21 protein-coding genes and 1 tRNA gene are annotated in these 23,109 nt (G+C 65.9%); 11 read left to right on the forward strand and 11 right to left on the reverse strand.

All coding sequences use genetic code 11. The features are described from left to right. Positions 1-2: 2 nt before the first annotated feature. The 4 genes from BO1_RS27160 to BO1_RS27175 form a co-directional block, all read right to left on the reverse strand. Entirely contained in the window at positions 3-968 is a 966-nt protein-coding gene (locus BO1_RS27160) for a branched-chain amino acid ABC transporter permease (RefSeq protein ID WP_028220257.1), read from the reverse strand. A gap of 55 nt (positions 969-1,023) precedes the next feature. Next, the gene (locus BO1_RS27165; RefSeq protein ID WP_028220258.1) at positions 1,024-1,485 is read right to left on the reverse strand and encodes an acyl-CoA thioesterase; all 462 of its coding nucleotides are present in this window, start codon (positions 1,483-1,485) and stop codon (positions 1,024-1,026) included. A 101-nt stretch (positions 1,486-1,586) separates the two neighbouring features. Then, a complete protein-coding gene (locus BO1_RS27170; protein ID WP_028220259.1) occupies positions 1,587-2,117 on the reverse strand; it encodes an NUDIX domain-containing protein in 531 nt (176 codons plus the stop codon). 163 nt (positions 2,118-2,280) lie between these two features. Beyond that, positions 2,281-3,618, reverse strand: coding sequence for a YbfB/YjiJ family MFS transporter (locus BO1_RS27175; RefSeq protein WP_028220260.1), 1,338 nt, complete (start codon positions 3,616-3,618; stop codon positions 2,281-2,283). 150 nt (positions 3,619-3,768) lie between these two features. Between BO1_RS27175 and BO1_RS52865 the strand changes: the two genes are divergently transcribed. Beyond that, the gene (locus tag BO1_RS52865) at positions 3,769-4,698 is read left to right on the forward strand and encodes a LysR family transcriptional regulator (RefSeq protein ID WP_043286659.1); all 930 of its coding nucleotides are present in this window, start codon (positions 3,769-3,771) and stop codon (positions 4,696-4,698) included. 136 nt (positions 4,699-4,834) lie between these two features. Here BO1_RS52865 and alaS read toward each other — a convergent pair whose 3' ends face one another. Beyond that, complete coding sequence (gene alaS, locus BO1_RS27185; protein WP_028220261.1) at positions 4,835-7,459, reverse strand: alanine--tRNA ligase; 2,625 nt, start codon at positions 7,457-7,459, stop codon at positions 4,835-4,837. 341 nt (positions 7,460-7,800) lie between these two features. Between alaS and BO1_RS27190 the strand changes: the two genes are divergently transcribed. Beyond that, positions 7,801-9,021, forward strand: coding sequence for a CaiB/BaiF CoA transferase family protein (locus BO1_RS27190; RefSeq protein ID WP_028220262.1), 1,221 nt, complete (start codon positions 7,801-7,803; stop codon positions 9,019-9,021). Between the two features lie 37 nt (positions 9,022-9,058). On the opposite strand, the gene BO1_RS27195 is transcribed toward BO1_RS27190, so the two are convergent. Next, positions 9,059-9,643 carry an RBBP9/YdeN family alpha/beta hydrolase gene (locus BO1_RS27195; RefSeq protein ID WP_028220263.1) on the reverse strand — a complete coding sequence of 195 codons (585 nt, stop codon included), beginning with the start codon at positions 9,641-9,643 and terminating at the stop codon, positions 9,059-9,061. Between the two features lie 159 nt (positions 9,644-9,802). Between BO1_RS27195 and BO1_RS27200 the strand changes: the two genes are divergently transcribed. Further along, positions 9,803-11,527 (forward strand): glutamine--tRNA ligase/YqeY domain fusion protein, encoded by a 1,725-nt coding sequence (locus tag BO1_RS27200; protein WP_028220264.1) that lies wholly within the window; start codon positions 9,803-9,805, stop codon positions 11,525-11,527. A 144-nt stretch (positions 11,528-11,671) separates the two neighbouring features. Here BO1_RS27200 and BO1_RS27205 read toward each other — a convergent pair whose 3' ends face one another. Both BO1_RS27205 and BO1_RS27210 read right to left on the reverse strand, forming a co-directional pair. Further along, positions 11,672-12,121: an NUDIX hydrolase gene (locus tag BO1_RS27205; RefSeq protein ID WP_028220265.1), complete on the reverse strand. Its 450-nt coding sequence runs from the start codon at positions 12,119-12,121 to the stop codon at positions 11,672-11,674. A 7-nt stretch (positions 12,122-12,128) separates the two neighbouring features. Continuing rightward, complete coding sequence (locus BO1_RS27210; protein WP_028220266.1) at positions 12,129-12,515, reverse strand: hypothetical protein; 387 nt, start codon at positions 12,513-12,515, stop codon at positions 12,129-12,131. A 243-nt stretch (positions 12,516-12,758) separates the two neighbouring features. Between BO1_RS27210 and BO1_RS52870 the strand changes: the two genes are divergently transcribed. Further along, entirely contained in the window at positions 12,759-13,001 is a 243-nt protein-coding gene (locus BO1_RS52870; RefSeq protein WP_043286661.1) for a hypothetical protein, read from the forward strand. A gap of 31 nt (positions 13,002-13,032) precedes the next feature. Here the strand turns inward: BO1_RS52870 and BO1_RS52875 are convergent, their stop codons facing one another. After that, a complete protein-coding gene (locus BO1_RS52875; protein WP_043286686.1) occupies positions 13,033-14,460 on the reverse strand; it encodes a cytochrome-c peroxidase in 1,428 nt (475 codons plus the stop codon). Positions 14,461-14,801: 341 nt separating this feature from the next. On the opposite strand from BO1_RS52875, the gene BO1_RS27225 reads away from it, so the two are divergent. Continuing rightward, on the forward strand, positions 14,802-16,385 hold the full coding sequence (locus BO1_RS27225) for an acid phosphatase (RefSeq protein WP_084688212.1): 1,584 nt from the start codon (positions 14,802-14,804) through the stop codon (positions 16,383-16,385). A gap of 143 nt (positions 16,386-16,528) precedes the next feature. Here BO1_RS27225 and BO1_RS27230 read toward each other — a convergent pair. Both BO1_RS27230 and BO1_RS27235 read right to left on the reverse strand, forming a co-directional pair. Beyond that, positions 16,529-16,605 (reverse strand) — tRNA-Arg (locus tag BO1_RS27230). Between the two features lie 172 nt (positions 16,606-16,777). Further along, the gene (locus BO1_RS27235; protein WP_028220268.1) at positions 16,778-17,605 is read right to left on the reverse strand and encodes an undecaprenyl-diphosphate phosphatase; all 828 of its coding nucleotides are present in this window, start codon (positions 17,603-17,605) and stop codon (positions 16,778-16,780) included. 158 nt (positions 17,606-17,763) lie between these two features. Between BO1_RS27235 and BO1_RS59450 the strand changes: the two genes are divergently transcribed. The 6 genes from BO1_RS59450 (at position 17,764) to BO1_RS60300 (ending at position 22,947) form a co-directional block, all read left to right on the forward strand. After that, positions 17,764-17,985, forward strand: a complete 222-nt coding sequence (locus BO1_RS59450; protein WP_156992414.1) for a hypothetical protein — start codon at positions 17,764-17,766, stop codon at positions 17,983-17,985. Between the two features lie 249 nt (positions 17,986-18,234). Beyond that, entirely contained in the window at positions 18,235-19,146 is a 912-nt protein-coding gene (locus BO1_RS27245; RefSeq protein WP_028220269.1) for an aldose epimerase family protein, read from the forward strand. Between the two features lie 161 nt (positions 19,147-19,307). Then, positions 19,308-20,000, forward strand: a complete 693-nt coding sequence (locus BO1_RS27250) for a peptidoglycan DD-metalloendopeptidase family protein (RefSeq protein ID WP_043286665.1) — start codon at positions 19,308-19,310, stop codon at positions 19,998-20,000. Between the two features lie 760 nt (positions 20,001-20,760). Further along, positions 20,761-21,084 (forward strand): DUF2288 domain-containing protein, encoded by a 324-nt coding sequence (locus BO1_RS27255; protein WP_028220271.1) that lies wholly within the window; start codon positions 20,761-20,763, stop codon positions 21,082-21,084. Continuing rightward, complete coding sequence (locus BO1_RS52880) at positions 21,081-22,436, forward strand: MATE family efflux transporter (RefSeq protein ID WP_043286668.1); 1,356 nt, start codon at positions 21,081-21,083, stop codon at positions 22,434-22,436. The genes BO1_RS27255 and BO1_RS52880 overlap by 4 nt, the downstream gene beginning before the upstream one ends. Before the next feature lie 337 nt (positions 22,437-22,773). Then, complete coding sequence (locus BO1_RS60300) at positions 22,774-22,947, forward strand: hypothetical protein (RefSeq protein ID WP_165976554.1); 174 nt, start codon at positions 22,774-22,776, stop codon at positions 22,945-22,947. The last annotated feature ends 162 nt before the right edge of the window (positions 22,948-23,109 follow it).

Genomic DNA, 23,109 nt, shown 5'->3' on the forward strand with positions numbered 1-23,109 from the left:
CGTCAGGCGTCCTCGCCGCGTTGGCCGAAGAGCCCTTGCGGGCGCACCGCGAGCATCGCGACCAGCAGCAGATACGGCAGCAGCGGCGCAATCTGCGCGAGCGTGAGCGCACGCCACGCGGGCGCGAGCGTCACGCCAAGACTGGTGGCCAGGCCGCCCAGCGACACATCGCTCGACACCGCGAAGGTCTGCAGCAGGCCCACCGCGAGCGAGGCAACGAAGGCGCCCGAAAGCGACCCGAGGCCGCCCGTCACGACCACCACGAATACGATCGAACCGACCGATTCGGCCATCGCCGGCTCCACCACGAAGAGCGGCGCGGCGACCACGCCCGCCAGCACGGCGAGCGCGGTGCCGAGCGCAAACACCATCGTCTGCACGCGCGGCACGTCGTGGCCGAGCGCCTCCACCGCCCCTCGATGCGTGAGCGCCGCGCGCACCACGAGGCCCGTCTGCGAGACGCGCAGCGCCACGTGGATCGCACCGAGCATCGCCAACGCCACGAGCATCGCAAAGGCGCGATAGCGCGAGAACGCCGCGCCGCCGAACCGGAACAGCGCGCCGTCGAGCCACGCGGGCACGGGCGCCGCGAGCGGCTGGAGTCCCCATACGAGCTTGACCAGCTCGCCGATCGCCCAGGCCGCGCCGAACGTCAGCAGCAGCGCATTGAGCGGATTGCCCGAGCTGCCGAGCCGGCCTGCGAGAGCCGCATGCGTGCGACGCAAGAGCTTGGCTTCGAACGCCGCGCCCGCAAAGCCGGCGGCAAGCGGCGCGAGCACGAGCGCCCAGCCGAAGCCGAGCGTGCCGCCCAGCGTGACGCCCAGATACGCGCCGAGCATGTAGAAGCTCGCGTGCGCGAAGTTCAGCACGCCGAGCATGCTGAAGATCAGCGTGAGCCCGGCGGACAGCATGAACAGCAGCAGGCCGTAGCTTGCGCCGTTGAGCGTGTCGATCACGAAAGCCTGCACGGTGGGCGCCTAGGGGGTTGCAGCGGGTGAGCGCGCGAAAGCGGAACGCGCTCGTTCAGACCGGCGGCGCGCCGGCGCCCTCGACCACGAGCGGCGCGAGCGCGGCGCGCAAGGCCTCGGGCAGCGCGCTCACGGGGCGGCGCGTCGCGCGCTCGACGTAGACGTGCACGAAGTGCCCCTGCGCGGCGGGCGCGGACTCGCCTTCGCGAAAGAGGCCGACCTCGTAGCGCACGCTCGACGCACCGAGCCTTGCCACGCGCAGCCCCGCCTCGACGCGCTCGGGAAACACGAGCGGCGCGAAGTAGTTGCACTGCGTCTCGACCACGAGCCCGATGGTTGCGCCGTGCTCGATATCGAGGGCCTGGGCGCGAATCAGATACTCGTTCACGACGGTGTCGAAGTAGCTGTAGTAGACGACGTTGTTGACGTGGCCGTAGACGTCGTTGTCCATCCAGCGCGTGGTAATGGACAGGAAATGGCGATAGTCGGAGCGCGCAATGGCGACGGGTCGGTTCATCGGGCGGGTCGATTCATCGAATAGGCGAGCCTCGGGGCGAGACTCAGGGTGGCGGTCAGGAACCGACCGCATTCAGGATGCGCGAAGCGCCAGCGAGACGCTCACTGCCCGGGCCGCTCGACATATTCGAACGGCAGGCCGCGCCGGCGCATCCATTCGCCGAGCGCCGGCCCCGTGCCCGCGCGCCATGGACGCAGCTCCGCGGGCTCGACGAGCCGATATTCGAGCAGCTCCGGCGAGAGCGCAATCGTGCCCGCCGCCTTCACGTGATACGCGATGATGAGTTCGTTCTTGCGGATGAATTCGTAGACGCCCACGAGTTCGACGCTCTGCGAGTGCAACCCGGTCTCTTCGTGCACTTCGCGGGCGATGCCCTGCTCCGGCGTTTCGCCGTTTTCGAGGAAGCCGGTGATGAGCGCGAACATGCCTTCGGGCCAGGCCGCGTTGCGAGCGAGCAGGATGCGGCCCTCATACTCGACGATCGCCGCCACGACGGGCAACGGATTGTTCCAATGGACATAGCCGCAGGCGATGTCGGGACACGCGAGGCGCACGCGGCCACCCTCGTGCGCGGGATCGGCGCGTTCGGCGAGGCGCGAGGCGCAACGCGGACAAAACTGGTATTCGCTCATGAGTCGGTAGGAGTCGCAGGATGCGCGGCTTGCCGTTCGGCGGGTCGTCCGTCAAACGGCGTGCAATGGCAAAAAACAGCACGAAAGGGCTATTTTAGTGTGCCATCGCAAAAGGCGTGCAGAGCGTCCTGGGCACGCGCCGCCACGGCGAGAAACGGCTTGCTTAAGCGCGCGAGCGCACGGCGCGCCACACGAGCCCCGCCGCGCCCGCGAGCAAGGCCAGCGCGGCGAGCCAGAGCGAGGGCGAGAACGAGCCTGTCGAGGCCGCGAGCGGCGCGGCCACGAGCGGCCCGGCGATCTGGCCGATGCCATAGGCGCCGGTCGCATAGCCCATCAGCGCAGCGGCGTGCTCGCCTCGCAGCAGGCGCGCCTCGCGCATGGCGAAGAGCGTGATTGCCGTGAACGGCAGGCCGATCAGCACGCTGCCCAGCGAGAAGCCCGCGGCGTTCGGCCAGACGATGCCGAGCGCGATCCCGAGCGCCTGCAGCACGTAGCACGCGGCGAGCATGAGCCGGTTGTCCCAGTGCAGCGGCAGGCGTGCCGCCGAGAGCGCGCCCACGATCAGCGCGATGCCGAACATCGGCCAGAACAGGTCGGGCCACACGGAGCCCGGCAGCGCATGGCGCGCAATCACCGGCAAGAAGGTTGCCGTGATGATGTAGCCGAAGCCGGGCACGCCATAGAGCAGGACGAGCCAGAAGGCGTCGGCGCGCGCGCCATGGGATGGCGATGCTGGCGCGGTGATTTGAGCGGGCGGCGCAGATGGCGCATTGCGCGTATTCGGCGCGGACGGCGCTGCAGGTGACGACGCGGCCATCGTTGTGACCGCGGGTTGCGCCGCGGCTGCCGCCTGCCGTGCCGCCCCTTCCGTGCGAGACGCCGCTTCACGCGCATCGTCGCCGAATACCGGCCACACGAGCGCCGCGATGAACACGCAAATCAGCCCGAAGCCAATCCACCCCGCCTGCGCGCCAAGGCCGCCCGCCGCGCTCACCAGCAGCCCCGTCGCGACGATGCCCACTCCCGGCCCCGTGTAGATCACGCCGCCCCACTCGTTGGCGCCCAGTTGCGCGAGGCGCCGCAGGCCCCACTGCGACGCGAACACGAAGGTCGCCGCGCTCACCGCGCCCGCCACGAAGCGCACGACGGCCCAGATCCAGAACGCGTGCGTCAGCCCCATCGCCACGGTCAGCAGCGCGGTCGCCGCGAGCCCGGCGCGCACGATGCGCGCGGGCGCAAAACGCAGCGCCACGCACCCCACCGCGCCGACGAAATAGCCCGCGTAGTTGAGCGACGCCAGCCAGCCGCCATGACGCAAATCCAGGGCGCCGCCGTGCAGCATCAGCGGCAGGAGCGGCGTGAACGCGAAGCGCCCGATGCCGAGCGCCGCCGCCAGCACCGCCATGCAGGCGAGCGCGGCACGCCGCGCGGCGTGCGGAAGATGGGCCGGATGAGCGGGAAGCGCGCGGGGGGCGTCGGCGCGGGAAGCGATGTCGGTCATGGTCGGCGGCGGCCAAATGAGAAGCCAAGGAGAAACTACGTGGGCGATGAGCGGAAGCGCCCTGCACAACGCCACCCTTAGCATATTAGTCGCCGCAACCGTTCACAAAAAATGAATTATGATGAACGAATCCATCCCAAGGAGAGAATCATGGATCTCGCCGCGCTCGCGATCTTTCGCGCCGTGGTCCGCGAAAACGGCGTGACGCGGGCCGCCGCCAAGCTCAACCGGGTGCAGTCGAACGTGACCACGCGCATCAAGCAGCTCGAAGATCAGCTCGGCACGCCGCTCTTCACGCGCGACGGCCGCCGCCTCGTACTCACGCCCGCGGGCGAGACGCTGCTGCCCTACGCCGAGCGGCTCCTCGCCCTGGCCGACGAGGCGCGCCACGCGCTCAAAGCGGGCGCTCCATGCGGACGCCTGCGGCTCGGCGCGATGGAAAGCATGGCGGCCAGCCGCCTGCCGGGCGTCCTCGCGCGCTATCACCAGAACTGGCCGGAGGTCACGCTCGAGCTGGAGACCGGCACCACGGGCCACCTGATCGAGCGCCTGCGCGAATTCGAGGTGGACGCCGCGCTGATCGCGACGCCGCTCGCCGGCCCGCCCGACGCCGAAGTGTTCGACTACGTGCGCGTGTACCGCGAGGAGCTCGTGATGATCACGCCGCGCGGCCATCGGCCGATCCGGGCGCCAGGCGACGTCGCGCTCTCGACGCTCGTGGCGTTCGAGCGCGGCTGCGCCTACCGCAACTATGTGGAGGCGTGGTACCTGGAACACGGCATCCGGCCCACGCGCGTGCTGGAGCTCGGCTCGTATCACGCGATCGTCGCGTGCGTGGCGGCAGGCGCCGGCGTGGCCGTGGCGCCGCGCTCCGTGCTCGAATTGCAGCGCAACGCCGACGAGGTGGCGATCCACTCGCTCGGCAAGCTCGGTCAGATCGATACGCTGCTCGTGTGGCGGCGCGGGCATTTCTCGCCCGCGCTCGATGCCCTGAAAACGGCGCTGGTCGAGCATGCGCAAAGCGAATCGCGCGCTCGCGGCGATACGGCTCGGGCCGAAGGCTTGCCCACGACCGCATGACATGGGCTAACGCCGCCTGACGTACGCGCTGCGCCGGAGCGGCCTCGGCCCTGCGCGTGGAAATAAAAAAGGGCTGCCCTCACGGACAGCCCTTTTCGCATCAAAGCGGCCTCTCAGCCGCGTTGCTACGGCCGCGTTACAGCTTCGCTTCGACCCAGCCCTTCACGCCCGCAAGCGCGGCGCTCAGGTTGGCCGGCTCGGTGCCGCCCGCCTGCGCCATGTCCGGACGGCCGCCGCCCTTGCCGCCCACCTGCTGGGCGACGAAGTTCACGAGCTCGCCGGCCTTGACCTTCTTGCTGGCCTCGGCGGTCACGCCCGCGATCAGGCTGACCTTGCCGCCTTCCACGGCCGCCAGCACGATCGCCGCGCTCTTGAGCTTGTCCTTGAGCTTGTCGACGGTCTCGCGCAGCGTCTTCGAGTCCGCGCCTTCGAGCGTGGCGGCCAGCACGTGCACGCCGTTCACCTCGATGGCCTGGCCCGCGAGCTCGTCGCCCTGGCTCGAAGCGAGCTTCGACTTGAGCGCGCCCAGCTCCTTCTCGAGCGACTTGACCTGGTCCTGCACCTGCGCGATGCGCTGCGTGAGCTCCGAGGGCTGCGCCTTGAGCGCCGCGGCCGCCGCGTTCACACGCGCGTCGAGTTCCTGCACGAAGCGCACGGCGTTGTCGCCCGTAATCGCTTCCACGCGGCGGATGCCCGCCGCCACGCCGCCTTCCATCACGATCTTGAAGAGGCCGATGTCGCCGCTGCGGTTCACGTGCGTGCCGCCGCACAGCTCGCGCGAGAAACCGAGGTCGAGCACGCGCACTTCGTCGCCGTACTTCTCGCCGAAGAGCGCCATCGCGCCGCCCTTCACGGCTTCGTCGTAGGGCAGCACGCGCACGATGCCGGGCGCGTTCGCGAGCACTTCCGCGTTGACGATTTCTTCTACGCGGCGAATCTCGTCATCGGTCATCGGCGCGTTGTGGGCGAAGTCGAAGCGCGTCTTGTCAGCGTCGACGAGCGAGCCCTTCTGCTGCACGTGCTGGCCCAGCACCTCGCGCAGCGCCTTGTGCATCAAGTGCGTGGCCGAGTGGTTGCGCGCCGTGCGGGCGCGGCGGATGGCGTCGATTTCCGCCTTCACGACGTCGCCCACCTTCAGCGTGCCCTGCTCCAGCGTGCCGTGGTGACCGCTCACGTCGGCCTGGACCTTGAGGGTGTCGGCCACCGCGAAGCGCAGGCTCGCGTTCGAGATCACGCCCTGGTCGCCCACCTGGCCGCCCGACTCCGCGTAGAATGGCGTGTGGTCGAGCACGACCACGGCGTCCTGGCCGGTCTTCACTTCGTTGACCGAGGCGCCATCCACATAGAGCGCGACAATCTTGGCGTCGTCGAAGACGATTTCCTCGTAGCCGTGGAACGTGGTCTTCGCGCCCGAGTATTCGAGGCCCTGCGCCATCTTGAACTTGCCCGCGGCGCGCGCCTGCTCGCGCTGGCGCGCCATGGCGTCGTCGAAGGCCGGCTCGTCGACCGTGACGTTACGCTCGCGGCAGACGTCCGCAGTCAAGTCGAGCGGGAAGCCATAGGTGTCGTGCAGCTTGAATGCGAGCTCGCCGTCGAGCGTCTTGCCGCCCTTGGCGTCCAGATCCGCCAGCGCGGCTTCGAGGATCGACATGCCGTGCTCGATGGTCTCGAAGAAGCGCTCTTCTTCCTGGCGCAGCACGTCGGTCACGCGCGGTTGCGCTTCCTTCAGTTCCGGATACGCCGCGCCCATTTCCGCGACGAGATCGGCCACGAGCTTGTGGAAGAACCCTTGCTTGCGGCCAAGTTTGTAGCCATGACGGATCGCGCGGCGCACGATGCGGCGCAGCACATAGCCGCGGCCTTCGTTGCCCGGGATCACGCCGTCGACGATCAGGAACGAGCATGCGCGGATGTGATCGGCGATCACCTTCAGCGAGTTGTTCGTGAGGTCGGCGGTGCCCGTCTCGCGACCAGCGGCCTTGATCAGGTTCTGGAACAGGTCGATCTCATAGTTGCTGTGCACGTGCTGCAGCACGGCGGCGAGGCGCTCGAGACCCATGCCCGTGTCGACGCACTGCTTGGGCAGCGGCGTCATGTTGCCCTGGGCGTCGCGGTTGAACTGCATGAACACGAGATTCCAGATCTCGATGAAGCGGTCGCCATCTTCCTCAGGCGACCCCGGGGGGCCACCCCAGACTTCCGGGCCGTGGTCGTAGAACACTTCCGAGCACGGGCCGCAGGGGCCGGTGTCGGCCATCTGCCAGAAGTTGTCCGACGCATAGCGCGCGCCCTTGTTGTCGCCGATGCGGATGATGCGCTCCGTCGGCACGCCCACTTCCTTCGCCCAGATGTCGAAGGCCTCGTCGTCTTCCTTGTAGACGGTGACCGTGAGCTTGTCGGCCGGCAGGCCGTAGACCCTGGTCAGCAGCTCCCAGCAGTAGTGGATCGCATCACGCTTGAAGTAGTCGCCGAACGAGAAGTTGCCGAGCATCTCGAAGAACGTGTGGTGGCGCGCGGTGTAGCCGACGTTCTCGAGGTCGTTGTGCTTGCCGCCCGCGCGCACGCTGCGCTGCGCGGTCGTGGCGCGCGAGTACGGGCGCGATTCGGTGCCGAGGAACACGTCCTTGAACTGCACCATGCCCGAGTTGGTGAAGAGCAGCGTGGGGTCGTTGCCCGGCACGAGGCTCGACGAGCGCACGATCGTGTGGCCCTTCGACTCGAAGAACTTGAGGAATTTCTCGCGGATTTCGGCGGCTTTCATGGCGTGCTGTATGGTCCTTCGGGGCGTTCAGTGCTGAATCTTGTGAGGTCGTCCGGATCCGCGCATGCGCCCAGATGCACCCGGATGCGCGCGGAATCGTCGATGCTGAATCGACCGATTATACGGGATCGCCGCCCGCTCGCGGCGGCCCTGCCGGGCCATGTGCGCGCTCGCGACAGCGTGCCGTTTAGCTGGTCTGCGCGCCCGCTATGTTCCGCACTGCGGAACCTTGTACCGAAATTCACCATCTTCGGCGTGGATCGCTTAAGATGCGCGAATCGGTCGCCGCGCGTCCCGCGTGGACGAACCCCAAGCCTCAGAACGACATTGGAAGACACAGCATGGGCGCTCTCAGCCATATCCGCGTACTCGATCTCACCCGCGTCCTTGCTGGACCGTGGTGCGCACAGACCCTCGCCGACTTCGGCGCCGACGTGATCAAAGTGGAGCGCCCCGGCGCCGGCGACGACACGCGTCACTGGGGGCCTCCGTACCTGAAGACGCCGGACGGCGAGGACACCGGGGAAGCCGCCTACTATCTCGCGCCGAACCGCAACAAGCGCTCGGTGACGCTCGACATCGCGACGCCCGAGGGCCAGCGCATCGTGCGCGAGCTCGCCGCGCAGAGCGACGTCGTGCTGGAGAACTACAAGGTCGGACAGTTGAAGAAGTACGGCCTCGACTACGAGTCGCTGCGCGCGGTGAAGCCCGATCTCGTCTACTGCTCGGTGACGGGCTTCGGCCAGACCGGGCCGTACGCGCCGCGCGCGGGCTATGACTTCATCGTGCAAGGCATGGGCGGCTTCATGAGCATCACGGGCGAGCGCGACAGCCTGCCGGGTGGCGGCCCGCAAAAGGCGGGCGTCGCGATCGCCGACCTCATGACCGGCATGTACGCGACCATCGCCGTGCTCACGGCGCTCGCGCACCGCGACCGCACGGGCATCGGCCAGTACATCGACATGGCGCTGCTCGACGTGCAGGTGGCGATGCTCGCGAACATGAACACGAACTACCTCGCGAGCGGCACGCCGCCGGTGCGCTGGGGCAACGCGCATCCGAACATCGTGCCCTATCAGGCGTTCCAGACGAGCGACAGCTGGATCATTCTCGCGGTAGGCAACGACGGGCAGTTCCGCAAGTTCGTCGAGGTCGCGGGCCGCCCCGAGCTCGCCGACGACGAGCGCTTCGCGACCAATCCCGCGCGCGTGCGCCACCGCGAGACGCTGGTGCCGATCGTGGTCGAGCTGATCCGCACGCGCACCAAGGCCGACTGGATCGGTGCGCTCGAAGGCGCGGGCGTGCCGTGCGGGCCGATCAACAACCTCGCGGAGGTGTTCGAGAACGAGCAGGTGGTCGCGCGCGGCATGCAGGTGGACGTGCCGCACCCCTCGGGCGCGGCGGCGCGGCTCGTGCGCAACCCCATCCGCATGAGCGAGACGCCGCCCGTCGTGACCAGCCATCCGCCGACTTTGGGCGAGCACACCGCGCAGGTGCTGCGCGACGTGCTCGGCTACGGCGAGGAGCAGGTGGCGGCGCTGCGGAGCCAGGGCGTGGTCTAGAACACATATGCCCACGCCGCTGGCCGCCGCGTGGGCGTCAACCCTCCCCGCCCCTGCCCATCGACATCAGCCACTCGTACCCCTGAGGCCAGTCCCCAAGGCCGCTCTCGGCATTGATATGCCCGCGCAGGCCGATGTCGATCCACCGGCTGCCCCACGCCTGCGCGCAGCGCTCTGAAAACGCCAACCCGCCATAAGGATCGTCGCGGCTCGCGACCACGGTGCTCGCAAACGGCAGCACCGGCACAGGTTCGAGCGGCACCGGGTCGAAGCCGCGCGCATCGCGCGGGAATGCGGGGCCGTGCGGGTCGGGCACCGCCACCAGCAGCGCACCGGCGACCTTCGCGAGCGTCGCCGCGCTCGCGTGACGCGCGGCCCAATGCGCGACCGTGAGACAGCCGAGGCTGTGCGCCGCCAGCCGCACGCCGCCCTCGCCCGCCGGATCGGCGCGCAATGTGGCTTCGAGCGTGCGGCACCATGCGTCGCAATCGGGATGCATCCAGTCGGACATCGAAACGCGCGCAAACCCCGCGTGCGCCGCCTCCCAGCGCGTCTGCCAGTGCCCCGGCCCCGAGTTCATGTAGCCCGGCAACACCAGCACCGGTGGTTCGTTCATCGTCATTCTTTCCCTTGCACGCAATCGGGCAAATGAGCGGCCCGCGCCACGCCCGCGAGCCGGGACTGGCAGGCCTGGTTTCGTCAGGTAGAATGGAAGGCACTACCGGGCGCCGGGTAGCGACTTTCCTTATGTACCGCGCCCTCGAACGACTTCCCTTTTCGCATGAATACCGAACGTAAAGACGCCGACCGCACGGACGCGCCTGCGGCATCCAATTTCATCCGCAACATCATCGACGACGACAACCGCTCGGGCAAGTGGGCGCAGCGCGTGGAAACGCGCTTCCCGCCGGAGCCGAACGGCTATCTGCACATCGGCCACGCGAAGAGCATCTGCCTGAACTTCGGCGTCGCGCAAAGCTACGGCGGCGTGTGCCACCTGCGCTTCGACGACACCAATCCTGAAAAGGAAAGCGTCGAGTACGTCAATTCGATCATCGACGCCGTCACCTGGCTCGGCTTCGAGTGGAAGAAAGAGAACGACGATCGCGACTACCTGTTCTACGCGAGCGACTATTACGACAAGCTCTACGAATTCGCCGAGCTGCTGATCCAGCGCGGCAAGGCCTACGTGGACAGCCAGTCGCCGGAAGAGATGCGCGCGAACCGCGGCTCGGCCACGGAGGCGGGCAAGAACTCGCCGTTCCGCGAGCGTTCCGTCGACGAAAACCTCGACCTGTTCCGCCGCATGAAGGCCGGGGAGTTCGAGGAAGGCGCGCACGTGCTGCGCGCGAAGATCGACATGGCGTCGCCGAACTTCAACATGCGCGACCCCGTGATCTACCGCATCCGCTTCGCGCATCACTACCGTACCGGCGACAAATGGTGCGTGTATCCGATGTACGACTACACGCACTGCATCTCGGACGCGCTCGAGAACATCACGCACTCGCTGTGCACGCTCGAGTTCGAAGACCATCGCCCGCTCTACGACTGGGTGCTCAACGAACTCGCCGACGCCGGCGTCTTCACGCGCCCGCTGCCGCAGCAAATCGAATTTTCGCGCCTGAACCTGACCTACGCGATCACCAGCAAGCGCAAGCTGCTGCAGCTCGTGACCGAAGGCCACGTGGACGGCTGGGACGACCCGCGCATGCCCACCATCGTCGGCGTGCGCCGGCGCGGCTTCACGCCCGAAGGGATCCGCCTCTTCTGCGAGCGCATCGGCGTGACGAAGATCGATTCGTGGATCGACATGAGCGTGTTCGAAGGCGCGCTGCGCGACGACCTCGACGACAAGGCGCCGCGCACGGCCGCCGTGCTCGACCCGCTCAAGCTCATCATCGACAACTATCCGGAAGGCCAGAGCGAGGACTGCACGGCACCCGTGCATCCGCACCATCCGGAGCGCGGCCTGCGCACGTTCCCGATCTCGCGCGAGCTGTGGATCGAGCGCGAAGACTTCAACGAGACGCCGCCCAAGGGCTATTTCCGCCTGTTCCCGGGCAACAAGGTGCGTCTGCGCTACGGCTTCGTGATCGAATGCACGGGCGCGGACAAGGACGAGAACGGCAACGTGATCGCCGTGCACTGCAACTACTTCCCGGACAGCAAGTCGGGCACCGAAGGCGCGAACAACTACAAGGTCAAGGGCAACATCCACTGGGTGAGCGCGGCGCATGCGTGCCCGGCCGAAGTGCGCCTCTACGACCGCCTGTTCCGCGAAGAGCAGCCCGACGCGGGCGGCCGCGACTTCCTCGAGGCGCTCAACCCGAATTCCAAGCGCGTGGTGCAGGCGTATCTGGAGCCGGGCGCGCGCGACGCGGCGCCGGAAGACCGCTATCAGTTCGAGCGTCACGGCTACTTCGTCGCCGACCGCTACGACTCGAAGCCGGGCGCGCCGGTGTTCAACCGCATCGTGGGCCTGCGCGACAGCTGGGGCAAGTAAGTACGCCCAAGCGGCCACAGGCCGCGCCGCTTCGAACGCAAAAAGCAAAAAGCCCGCACGTGCCAATGCGGGCTTTTTCTATTTCTGCCGATGCAGGCGGCCTTGCGGCGCCGCGGCAATCAACGCGGCAATCGAATCCGCCAATCAAACGCGCTCATGCAGCGCGGCGAGCGAGAGCATCGTGCCGAAGAGCCGCGCGAGGCTGCGGCTCGCGTACTGGTCTACGTCGGCGGGCGCCACCCAAGCCCAAGCATCCATCTCGGGAATCATCACGCCGTCGTACCGGCGCGGGAAAAGCGACACGCAACGGCATTGCGAGAGATCGAGTTCCGCGGCTTGCGCGCGGGCGGCGAACAGATGCAAATCCTTGTCGCGCCGATACGCAAAGCGCCCGAGATCGACGAGCCGCGACGCGTCGATCGCAAAACCGGTCTCCTCGACCATTTCGCGCTGCGCGCTTTGCGCCTCGGTTTCGCCCGGCTCGCCCTGCCCCTTCGGAATGTCCCAGTGACCGGTGCCGGTCGCGTGCGCAAGGAGCACACGACCGTCTGGGTCAAGCAGCACGATGCCGCATGAGACGATCTTGCCGTTCACTGCGGGATCAGTGCTTCTTCTGGTAGACCCAGGCGCCGTCGCCCACGCGGCAGAACTGCGGACGCAAAGTCATCGTCTGGCCCTTGGCGCTCACGACCACGTCCGAGTCGCGGCAAGTCTTGTCGCCGTCCTGCGCCGTTTTGGTCGGCGTAATGGTGGCGTCGATCTTCACGGGGTTGCGCAGGCCTTCATTGCTCCAGTTGACGGTCTCGCCATCCTTCTTGGTGGCCACGGCGTCGCGCACGGCATGCGCGAGCGAGTCATAGTCGGCCTGCTTCATCCAGCTGGCCGGCGTGTCGTTGAGGAAGCCCAGATTGGCGGCGTGGGCGGCCGGGCCAGCCGCAAGCAGGAACAAGCCAGCGAGGCCTGACAGAATACGGGGCGATTTCAACATTGAACGTTCTCCCTGAAGGGCAATTGGGGGCAATTGGGCAATCGTTAATCGCGAAAAAGGATAACACGCACCCCATTTTTACCTTGCCCTGCATGGCGGCGTATTGCCGTGCAACGCCCGCGTGGGCAAGGAGTTTCGGCTTCCAATAGGATCGCGATTCGGATTGGTCTGATAGCGACTCGGGAAGGCGTCCCATAAGCTTTTGACAGTCAATCGCTTACACACAAATAGGCATTTTCTGTCATGACTTACGCCATTGCCCTACGGATCTTTGCCGTGGTGCTGTCACTACTGTGCATCGGCCTCATGGCCATGATCGCCCAGCATACGCAAAAACCTCAGCCCGACTCGTCCGCGTCGCCCTACGCCATTCGCCTCGACAACGCGCCGCGCTGGCCCGAGACCGTCGTGCGCGGCGGCTTCATCTGCCTGCTCGTCTCATTCGTCGTGCTCACCGTCACCTGCATTCTGATCGCGCGCATCTGACGGAGCACGCACAGACGCACGGCAAGCGCCCTCAATGCGCCGAAGGTTGCCAGCCGTCGGTGAGCGTGCCCAGAAACGCAATCACGTCCTTGATCTCGGCGTCGGAAAAGACCGGCGCGTCCCCTGGCTTGCGGTCGAACGGCGCATCGGTGTTGAGGTTCGCCCAGTATCGGCGCGGCAGGTCGTCGAACTTGCGCACCGTGCCCTTCACCACCGGATAGAACTCCTCCGGATTCGTATCGCGGCGCGCGTAGAAGCGCATCACATCCTCCAGCGAGTGGTAGATGCCGTTGTGGAAGAACGTCTTCTTGAGCGCGACGTTGCGCAGCGTCGGCGTGCGGAAGAGCCCGCAGAATTCGGCGCGGCCGCCCAGGTCGGTACGCTCCGGGCCGCACGCGCCCAGGTCGTAAAAACGCGGATCGCGATTCACCGCGAGCGCGCGATTGCGCGGCACACCGACCGCTATCAGGCCGAAGTCGCTGAACTGCGGCGGCGAGCCGTCTTTCGCACGCTGACTGATATGGCAGCTCGCGCAATTGCCCTTCTTCTCGTCGTTGAACAATTGCAGGCCGCGCAGTTCCGCCGCGGTGAGCGTCGTCCTGCCCGCGAGATACGCGTCGTACTTGCTCGTGTACGGGTAGAACACTTCCGGAGCCTGCTCGAAGGTCTCCAGCGACTTCAACACGGCCTTGAAAGTGGCGTCCTCGTCGTCGAAGATCTGCGCGCCGAACGCCTCGCGAAACGCGTCGGCATAAGGCGCCGCGCGCACCGCTTCGGCCACCTTGCGCGGCGTGCTGGCCATCTCGAAGGACGAGAGCAGCGGAATGCGCGCCTGGTCCGAGCCGCGATCGACGCGGCCATCCCAGGTGAGACCGCCGGTTGGACCCGCGTCGACGCTCTCGTCGCCTTCGTCGTCGGAATCGTGATAGTGTTCCGCGAACGACGGGACGGCCTGCAGATACTTGAGCGTCGGCACCGCGCGCATGCCCGGGCGACGCATGTCCACACCGCCGATCTGCACGTCGAGCGCGTTGGCCGGCGTGAAGGCGCGATCGGGATTGTGGCAGGTCGCGCACGACATCTTGCCCGAGCCCGAAAGCGACGGATCGAAGAACATCTGCTTGCCAAGCGCCGTCATGCGGCGCACCTGCGCGTAGACCTCGGCGCGCGACTGGCCATGCGGCTGGCCTTTCGACTCGCCATGCGGCACGCCCGCTGGGCCTGCCTGCGGGCCAGGCGAAGACACGGCGATCTTTATCGGCTTGATGCCGGTCCAGCTGCTCGGGCCGGCTGGGTCGCGGGCGTTCGCATCACGCGCGCTGCCCGCGCCACTCGCTCCTTGTATAGCGCTGCCGGCACGCTCCGTCTGGGACGTGCCGCCATCGCACGCCGCCAGCAACGCCAGCACGCCGGCCGCAACAAAGAGCCGGCCATAACGGCCTGGCCCCGCTGCGGGCATGGGCAAACGCTTCTGAGTGCGCGTCGGGCGACGCGCCAATCTATGCAACATGAACGGATCCCCGGAGCTTGCATGTGCGGCGTGCGTTCTGCTGAACGCCTGCGCGCCGCGGTTGTCGATGCGCGCCATCGCGCGTCGAAATCGCGAAAGCGTATGTCAATGACATGACGAATCGATGACTGCGCGTAAGCTAACAGTCATGCAATCACAGGGAGAACAAAAGCGAAACGTAATTATTTACATATAGCTGTCAAATTCTGTTGAGACACTGCGCGTCGCCCGATGGCCGGTGTCGTTCCCACGCTGGCCGCCAAGGGGACCCCAACGCGAGAGAGAACAGCATGATCAACAGAAAATGGTTCTACGCAACGCCGATCGCGGCGGCTGCGGCGGCGCTGGCCGTCGCGGCGTGCGGCGGCAGCGGCGACAACAAGGCCGACCTGTCGTCGGTCAAGAACATCGTCGTGATCTACGCGGAAAACCGCAGCTTCGACAACCTGTACGGCAGCTTCCCCGGTGCCAACGGCCTGCAGAACCTGAGCGCGCAAAGCGCCCAGCAGCTCGACCGCGACGGCTCGGTGCTCGCCACGCTGCCGACCGTCTGGAACGGCCTCACGCAAACGGGCGTCACGCCCGTGGTGACGGCGGCGATGACCGAAAACATGCCGAACGCCCCGTTCGCCATCGACGATCCGAAGGGCTACAACGCACCGCTCTCGGTGACGACGCGCGACCTCTATCACCGTTTTTACGAGAACCAGATGCAGATCCATGGCGGCAAGAACGACATGTTCGCCGCATGGGCCGACTCGGGCGGCCTCGTGATGGGCCACTACACGTCGAGCGCCGAAAAGCTGCCGCTCTGGAAGATCGCGCAGCAATACACGCTGGCCGACAACTTCTTCATGGGCGCGTTCGGTGGCTCGTTCCTGAACCACCAGTGGCTGGTGTGCGCATGCACGCCGTTCTATGCGAACGCGGACAAGAGCCCCGCCGCCGGCTCGATCTCGGCCGTCAACGCCGATGGCGTCTCGCTCACGCTCGCGTCAAACTCGCCGGCTTCGGCGCTCACCGGCATTCCGAAGTTCGTGAAGTCGGGCAATCTGACGCCCGACTTCTACGCGATCAACACGATGCAGCCGCCTTACCAGCCGAGCGGTAACGCGCCGGCTTCCGGCGGCGACGCGACGCTCGCCGACCCGAACGCGGCTTCGACGCTGCCGCCGCAAACGGCGCAGAACATTGGCGACCTGCTCTCGTACGCGGGTGTCTCGTGGGCGTGGTATGGCGGGGCATGGGGCGCAGCCGTGAGCGCGGCGCAGAACAGCACGTCGAATGTGATCTACGGCGCGAACATGACGGCGCCGAACTTTCAGCCGCATCATCAGCCGTTCAACTACTTCGCAAACTACGCGCCTGGCACCGACGCTCGCGCGAAGCATCTGCTCGACGGCGGCATGGACGGCAGCGAGTTCATCAAGGCAATCGATGCGGGTACGCTGCCGCAAGTGGCGTTCTATAAGCCCCAGGGCAACCTCAACGAGCACGCGGGCTATACCGACGTGGCGAGCGGCGACCAGCATATTGCCGACGTCATCGCGCATCTGCAGAAGAGCCCGCAGTGGAACAACATGGTCGTGGTGGTGACGTACGACGAAAACGGCGGGTTCTGGGATCACGTCGCGCCGCCCAAGGGCGACCGCTGGGGGCCGGGCTCGCGGATTCCGGCGCTTGTCATCTCGCCGTATGCGAAGAAGGGCTACGTCGATCATACGCAGTACGACACGACTTCGATCCTGCGGCTGATCACGCGGCGATTCTCGCTGCCGGCGCTGCCCGGGCTCACCGCGCGCGATGCGGCGCTCAAGAGCAACGGCGCGCCGGCTATGGGCGATTTGACGAATTCACTTGATTTGAAGCTTTAAACGATCACGTCATCCACGGCTGGATTTGAGGGCGTCCAGCTTTTTCTCGGGCAGCTTGGGCTGCCCGGTTTTTTATTGATGCGTGTACGCGAGCGCTAAAGGAAAACGGGCTACAAGCGCAAGCTTGTAGCCCGTTTCGTATCTGGCGCGACAGGAGGGGCTCGAACCCCCGACCCTCGGCTTAGAAGGCCGATGCTCTATCCAGCTGAGCTACTGTCGCGTGAATGATCTGCGAGGCCGGCGCGCGCGATGCGCACCTAAAACGCAGCCCGTCCGGGCTCGCCCCATGGGCACGGGCGCAGACGGGCGTGGATTATACCGCGTTCGGCTCTCGCCGGCCCTGCCCTATCGAGGCTCGGCACCGCCCGCAGCGCAAAGCGGCGCGCACACCATCAAACCTGCGGATGCATCACAAACCAGCCGAGGAACACCGCGCCCGCGATCACGCAATACAACCCAAACGAAGCCAGACGGCCGCGCCCTTCGAAATAGCGCATCAGGAACTTCACGCTCAGCCACGCGGCAACGCCGGTCAGCACGCCACCCACCAGGGCCGTCATCAGCTGATCGTGCGCATGAAAGAGCTTCGGCAGTTCGAGCACGCCCGCCGCGAAGATGATCGGCGTGCCGAGCAGGAACGAGAACTCGGCGGCCTTCTCGGTCGTAAGACCCGCGGCATTGCCGGCGATCATCGTCAGGCCGCTGCGCGAGAAGCCGGGAATCAGCGCGCCAATCTGTGCGAGGCCCACGAGAAACGCCTGGCGGAACGTGAGCTTCTCGGGCGGGCGATGTGCGCGCGCCCGTTGCAGACGATCGCCGAACCACAGCAGCACGCCGTTCACCATCAGCGCGGCGGCAACGATCCGCAGGTCGTGGAAGATTGCCTCGATGCGCTTTTCGAGCACGAGGCCGACGAGGCCTGCCGGAATCGTGCCGATGATGAGCGCCCACATCATGTGGCCGTCATCGTTCTTGCGGCCCGCGAGCGAAGCAAAGAAGCCGCTGATCAGCGCAACCCAGCGCGCGCGGAAATACCAGAGCAGCGCGACGGCCGTACCCAGATGCAGCGCGACGAGGAACGGCAGCAGTTGCGGGGCGTGCTTGTCGATGTGCATGCCGAACAGCGGCGGCACGAGCAGGGTATGGCCAAGACTGCTGACGGGGAAAAGCTCCGTGACACCTTGCAGCACGCTCAGGAAAAACAGGAACGAGAGACTCACGCGGGGGATCCTCGGGATGGTTGGACAGAGTGCCGGACCATCGCGGGGGACGGTGCGGCAAGGCGCACCGATTATGCCTGGCCCGAATTGCAGCGCCAAGCGTTGGGACTCATTTGTCTGAAAAGTTACCGCGCTGCAACAAAAAAATGCGGAGAAAAATGGGCTTCGTGGAGCAGAATGACGTGCGGGTCGAGCGCGAACACGCCCGCTGGGCGGCCTTTTCGCGAGAGGGAGGACGTGTGCGGAAAGCCGGCGCGAGGTCCGACGAAAGGAAATCGAAAAGCTGGGATGCCGATGCCCAGTTCGACTGGGCAATTAGCGGATCAGCGGGCAACCTTGTAGAAGAAGTACGCGCTACTCCCGATAAACAAACTGAATAGTCCCATCCCCATCGCCATAGCGAGATCCATTTTTTCGTCCTCCTTCTGTGTCGCTACGTGCGCAAACGCACGGTTGAGGCCGATTATGGGCGAGCCCAAGCTTGCGCAACACCCACGATTTCCCGACGAGGGTTTTCACGCATCTGAAAGCGGCGCACAATCCCCGGGCGCGCCTGACGCCAGCGCGGCCTCGGCTGTGGCGCGGTTTGACCCTTGCCCTCTCCACCCTTCTCGACTCGACGCCCGCCCATGGAATCACGCCCTCAGCAGGACATTCTCGAACTCACCAGCGGCGCCTCGACATTGCGCCTCGCGCCGTGGGCCGGCGCGCGGCTCGTCTCATGGCATGTCGGCGGCGAGCCGGTCATCCGCTGGCCCGACAACGCAAACTGGGATCAGCCGGCGCGCGTGCGTGGCGGTAATCCGCTGCTGTTCCCGTTTCTCGGACGCCATTTCGTCGATGGCCAGATCGGCCGCTGGCGCGACACCCAAGGCGTCGTGCGCGAACTGCCGACGCACGGCTTTGCCCGCGATCTCCCGTTCACCGCCCAGCTCGACGCCGATGGACGCGGCGTGAGCATGACGCTGGTGGATTCCGCGGCCACGCGCAGCGGCTACCCGTTTGCGTTTCGCTTCGAAGCCGCGTACCGGCTCGCCGATGAACGCACGCTCGACGTCGTGCTCACGGCGACGAACACCGGCGACGCGCCGCTGCCCTGGTACGCGGGCCATCACTTCTACTTCGCGCTGCCTCATGCGCAGCGCGCGCAAAGCACGCTCGACCTGCCCCCGACGCAGCGCCGTCATCAGTTGCCCGATGGCTCGATCAGCGCGCCGGAACCCGGCGAGCCGCAGTATCGTCTCGACGATGCGCATATCCAGGACCGCTTCCATGTGCTCGAGCCGTCACCGCCTGCTTCGCCGGTGCGATTCGTCGCGCCCGGTCTCAAGCATGCAGTCACGATCGACCTCGACCGCCCGGGCTCGCTTCCCTGGTACGCCGTGACGACCTGGACCGAAGCGGCCGACTCCGACTTTTATTGCATCGAGCCGTGGCTCGGCCTGCCCGATGCGATCCACAATGGTCTCGGACTGCGCTGGCTCGCGCCTGGCGCAACCGAAACCGCCGCCTTGCGCCTGCACGTCGAAGCGCTCCGATGAGCGGCGCGTTGACGCCACGCGTCCTGCGCCTGAAGCGATTCACTAGCCGATTCATCAGGTGAAACCGCAGGCGCGACGCCAAACCCGCTAGAATCAAACGTTTTGCTGGTACGGCTGCCCTCCCGGGAGGGGCCACCGGCAGCGTCTTGCGAGGTTCAACGTTGGCAAAGGGATTTAGACGTTTCGCGTGCGCGGCGCTCGTCGCGCTGCTCGCCGCGTGCGGATCGGCTCCGGTCGGCCCCGGTTTCTACCGTGTGGAGCGCGGCGACACGGTCAGCAAGATCGCACGCAGCAACCGTCAATCGGTTTCGAATATCGTGCGCTGGAACAATCTGCCGAACCCCGACGCAATCGAAGTCGGACAGGTGCTGCGCGTCGCGCCGCCGGCCGGCTCGTCGGCGGGTGCGCAGCGCACCGCACCGCGCGCGAGCACGCCTGCCGCATCGGCCGCTCCCGATACCGCGAGCACAGCGGCAGCACCCGCCTCGTCCATTTCGCTCGTCTGGCCGACCACCGGCCAGGTGATCCGCAACTTCGACGGCCGCGACTCGAAGGGCATCGACATCGTCAACAGCGCCGGCACGCCCATCGTCGCCGCAGCGCCCGGCACGGTCGTGTACGCGGGCAATGGTCTGCGCGGCTACGGCAATCTGCTGATCATCAAGCACGATGGCGAATACCTCACGGCCTACGCGCACAACCAGGCGCTGTTCGTGAAGGAAGGCGAGACCGTCACGCAAGGGCAGAAGGTTGCCGAAATGGGCAGCAGCGACAGCGATCGCGTAATGCTGCATTTCGAGCTGCGCTATCAGGGACGCTCGATCGATCCTGCTCGCGATTTGCCGCCGCGCTGATCAGCTCCATACGAGCGGTGTCTTCAAGGCCCGTTCGTGACTTTGCATCATGCAAAAAAATGCCCGGCATGGAGCCGGGCTAACGGGGGTTTGGCGCATATCGGCAAAGGACCGGTTTACCATGCGCCGAATGGCAATCTATCAACGCGCCTCTGACGGCGCAATCACTTAATTAGATCGAAAATGTGTCGCGGCGCACGGATTATGTGCCGTATCAATTTCCGATGACGAATCAGCATGCCGAAGCTACGGCATTCGCGCACGAAAATGCGCATTGCAGCGCGCTTTGCGCAATCGCCGGAAAAGCGGCGCAAAGGCTTGCGGGCTGGGCGCTTCGCCGTAGCGTCCGCGGCGCCGGGAGAGCCACGGCAGGCAGCATTTTCCCGCACTGCAATACTGCGCCTCGAAAGCGGTCGCGTGCTGTGCCATTTGGTGTGTAACCGCACAAATAAGCGCAATTATTCGCGGCCGTGGACTTTTTGAAACACCGAATTCGGGACGCGCGATTGACGTCTTTATTCAGACGTTTTGCTTATTTGCCGGCCTGCGCTTTTGTCCGATTAATCATCGTAAGTCGATTTGCATATCGGCTCTCTACTGCACATTGGCGTGCTCATTTCCCGCTCGCCTGCCACGCTCAGACGGATCGCGCGCGCGTGCAGCACGCTCTCGATCGATACCCGGCACCGATGCCAGTCGACAGGCCGCCTGCCTGCAACCTATCGTTTATAGTAACGGCCGCAACTCCCTACCCAAGACCATGACTACCGACGCCACGACTCCCCACGACGACGCCCCTGGCCCGCTCTATGCCAAGTTGCTTGGCGAGACGGCCAAGATCGACTGGCAGGACCTCGAACGATTCTTCGCACAGGGCAAGCTGCTCGCGGTCGCGCGCGACCTCGACCTCGTCAGCGTCGCCGAAGCCATCGCCAACGACGACAGCACGCAAGTGACGCAATGGCTCTCCGCCGGCCTCGTCGAGCGCATGCAGGCCTCGACCGCCGCCGACTACTCCGCGCGCAAGCCGGAACTCTGGGCCGTCGTGGTTTCACCGTGGGTCTGCGTGCAGGAACGTAGTTGAGCGAGAATCTGGCACTTCCGACACGCCGTGGCTGGCATCGGCGCGTGTTGACGCTCGCCTTTCCGATCGTCCTTGCGAATCTCACTCAGCCGATTCTCGGCGCCGTAGATACCGCCGTTGCCGGTCATCTGGGCAGCGCCGCCGATCTCGGCGGCGTGGCGCTCGGCGGCCTCTTTTTCAACTGCGTCTTCTGGGGCTTCGGCTTCCTGCGCATGGGCACCACCGGGCTCGTCGCACAAGCCTTCGGCGCCGACGATCAGCCAGCATTGCGCGCAAACGTCGTGCGCGCATTGCTGCTTGCCTTCGGCATCGGTGCGCTGATCTTGCTGTTGCAGTCGCCGCTGATCCGCCATGTCCTCGAGCTGATCGGCGGCAGCGATGAAGTGCAGCGCAACGCACGCCTCTATTGCCATGCACGCATCGGCTCGGCGCCGTTTGCGCTGGCGAACTATGTCGTGCTCGGCTACCTGCTTGGCACACAGCGCGTACGTATCGCTCTGATCTCGCAAGTGCTCGTCAACGTCGTCAACGTGATCGCCGTGCTTGCTTACGTCTATGGGTTAGGCTGGGGCATCGCGGGCATAGGCGCGGCGACGGCCACCGCCGACACAGTCGGCTTCGCGTTCGGCGCGGCGGTGCTTTGGCATCTACGGCCGCACGGCCTCGCGCCGCTCGTGTGGCGCACGATCGTCGAACCGGCGGCCCTCAAACGCCTCGTCGCAATCAATCGTGACATCTTTCTGCGCACGATGTGCCTGCTGGGATCGTTCGGCTGGTTCGCGCATGTGGGCGCGAGACAAGGCGATGCGATCCTTGCAGCCAATGCGCTGCTGCTCAACTTTCAGACATTCATGGCTTACGGCCTAGACGGCTTCGCTCACGCAGCTGAAGCGCTCGTGGGCGCAGCGATCGGCGCGCGCGACCGTGACGCCTTTCGGCAAGCGGTGAAGGTGAACCTGTTCTGGGCGGCGCTGGGCGCGCTCGGATTCTCGGCAGTCTACTGGGGCGCCGGCACGTGGATCATCGACAAATTGACCGATCAGCCCGCCGTGCGCGCCGCCGCGCAAACCTTTTTGCCGTGGGCGGCGCTTTCGCCGCTCGTTTCCGTGTGGGGTTTCCTGCTCGACGGAGTGTTCATCGGGGCCACGCGTACGCGTGAGTTGATGCAAGGAATGGCCGCCTCGCTGGTCGTCTTCCTCGCCGCTTCCTGGGCGCTCGTTGGCCCCTTTGGCAATCACGGGCTCTGGATCGCGCTGCTGATCTTCATGGCGGCACGCGGTTTGACCCTCTCCCCGCTACTGCCCCGGATCACCGGCGCCATGCAAGCAGCCAGAGTGCAGCAGGCGCCCTGAGGCGCCTGTTCTCTCCGCTGATACGCTTACTGTGCAGGCGGCGTTTCGATCATCATCGGAGGACGATCGTCGGTTGGAACGCCATGGTAGTCAGCAGGATCGTGGGGCGGCGGCCCGTGATGTTTGCTCGCTCCATCGTCGGCGCAAGCGGAAAGCAGTGCGGCCATTGCAATGGCCAGCCAGGCACGTGACATCAACGCAAACTCCCTCAAATAATGTTGCCATGCAGCAGTCTAACGTGTGCACCGCACATTCGACGGCTAGCGAACATTGCTATTTTTTTCCTGCCTGGCTCTGTTCTAAGATACGCACATGGCTGCAACCGAAGGAGGCTGCCATGGATGCTGAAACTATTGCGGGTCTGATCGGCCTTGCTGTCGGTCTGCTGGTTTTGCTCGGGCTATCGATTTTCGAATCGCGTGCCTACAAGCAGGAGCACAACGGCGAAGGCATGATGCACCACTGGCTGGCCGAGCATCACGTGCTCGATCGCATGCGTCGCAGGCACTGAGTGGCACATGGGGACCGTCGAACGGTCTCCATGCATCTCGGTAAGCTTTCTTCCGGCGCGGCTGGGTTGGCCAGCCGTGAGTGTGCTGTTGTCGCCCTGATCTGAGGCCTGAGCCTGAAAAGCTCAGCGCGCCTCTCGAATTCCCATGCGCGTAAACGCCAA

The organism is Paraburkholderia oxyphila NBRC 105797, assembly GCF_000685075.1.
Taxonomy (GTDB): domain Bacteria; phylum Pseudomonadota; class Gammaproteobacteria; order Burkholderiales; family Burkholderiaceae; genus Paraburkholderia; species Paraburkholderia oxyphila.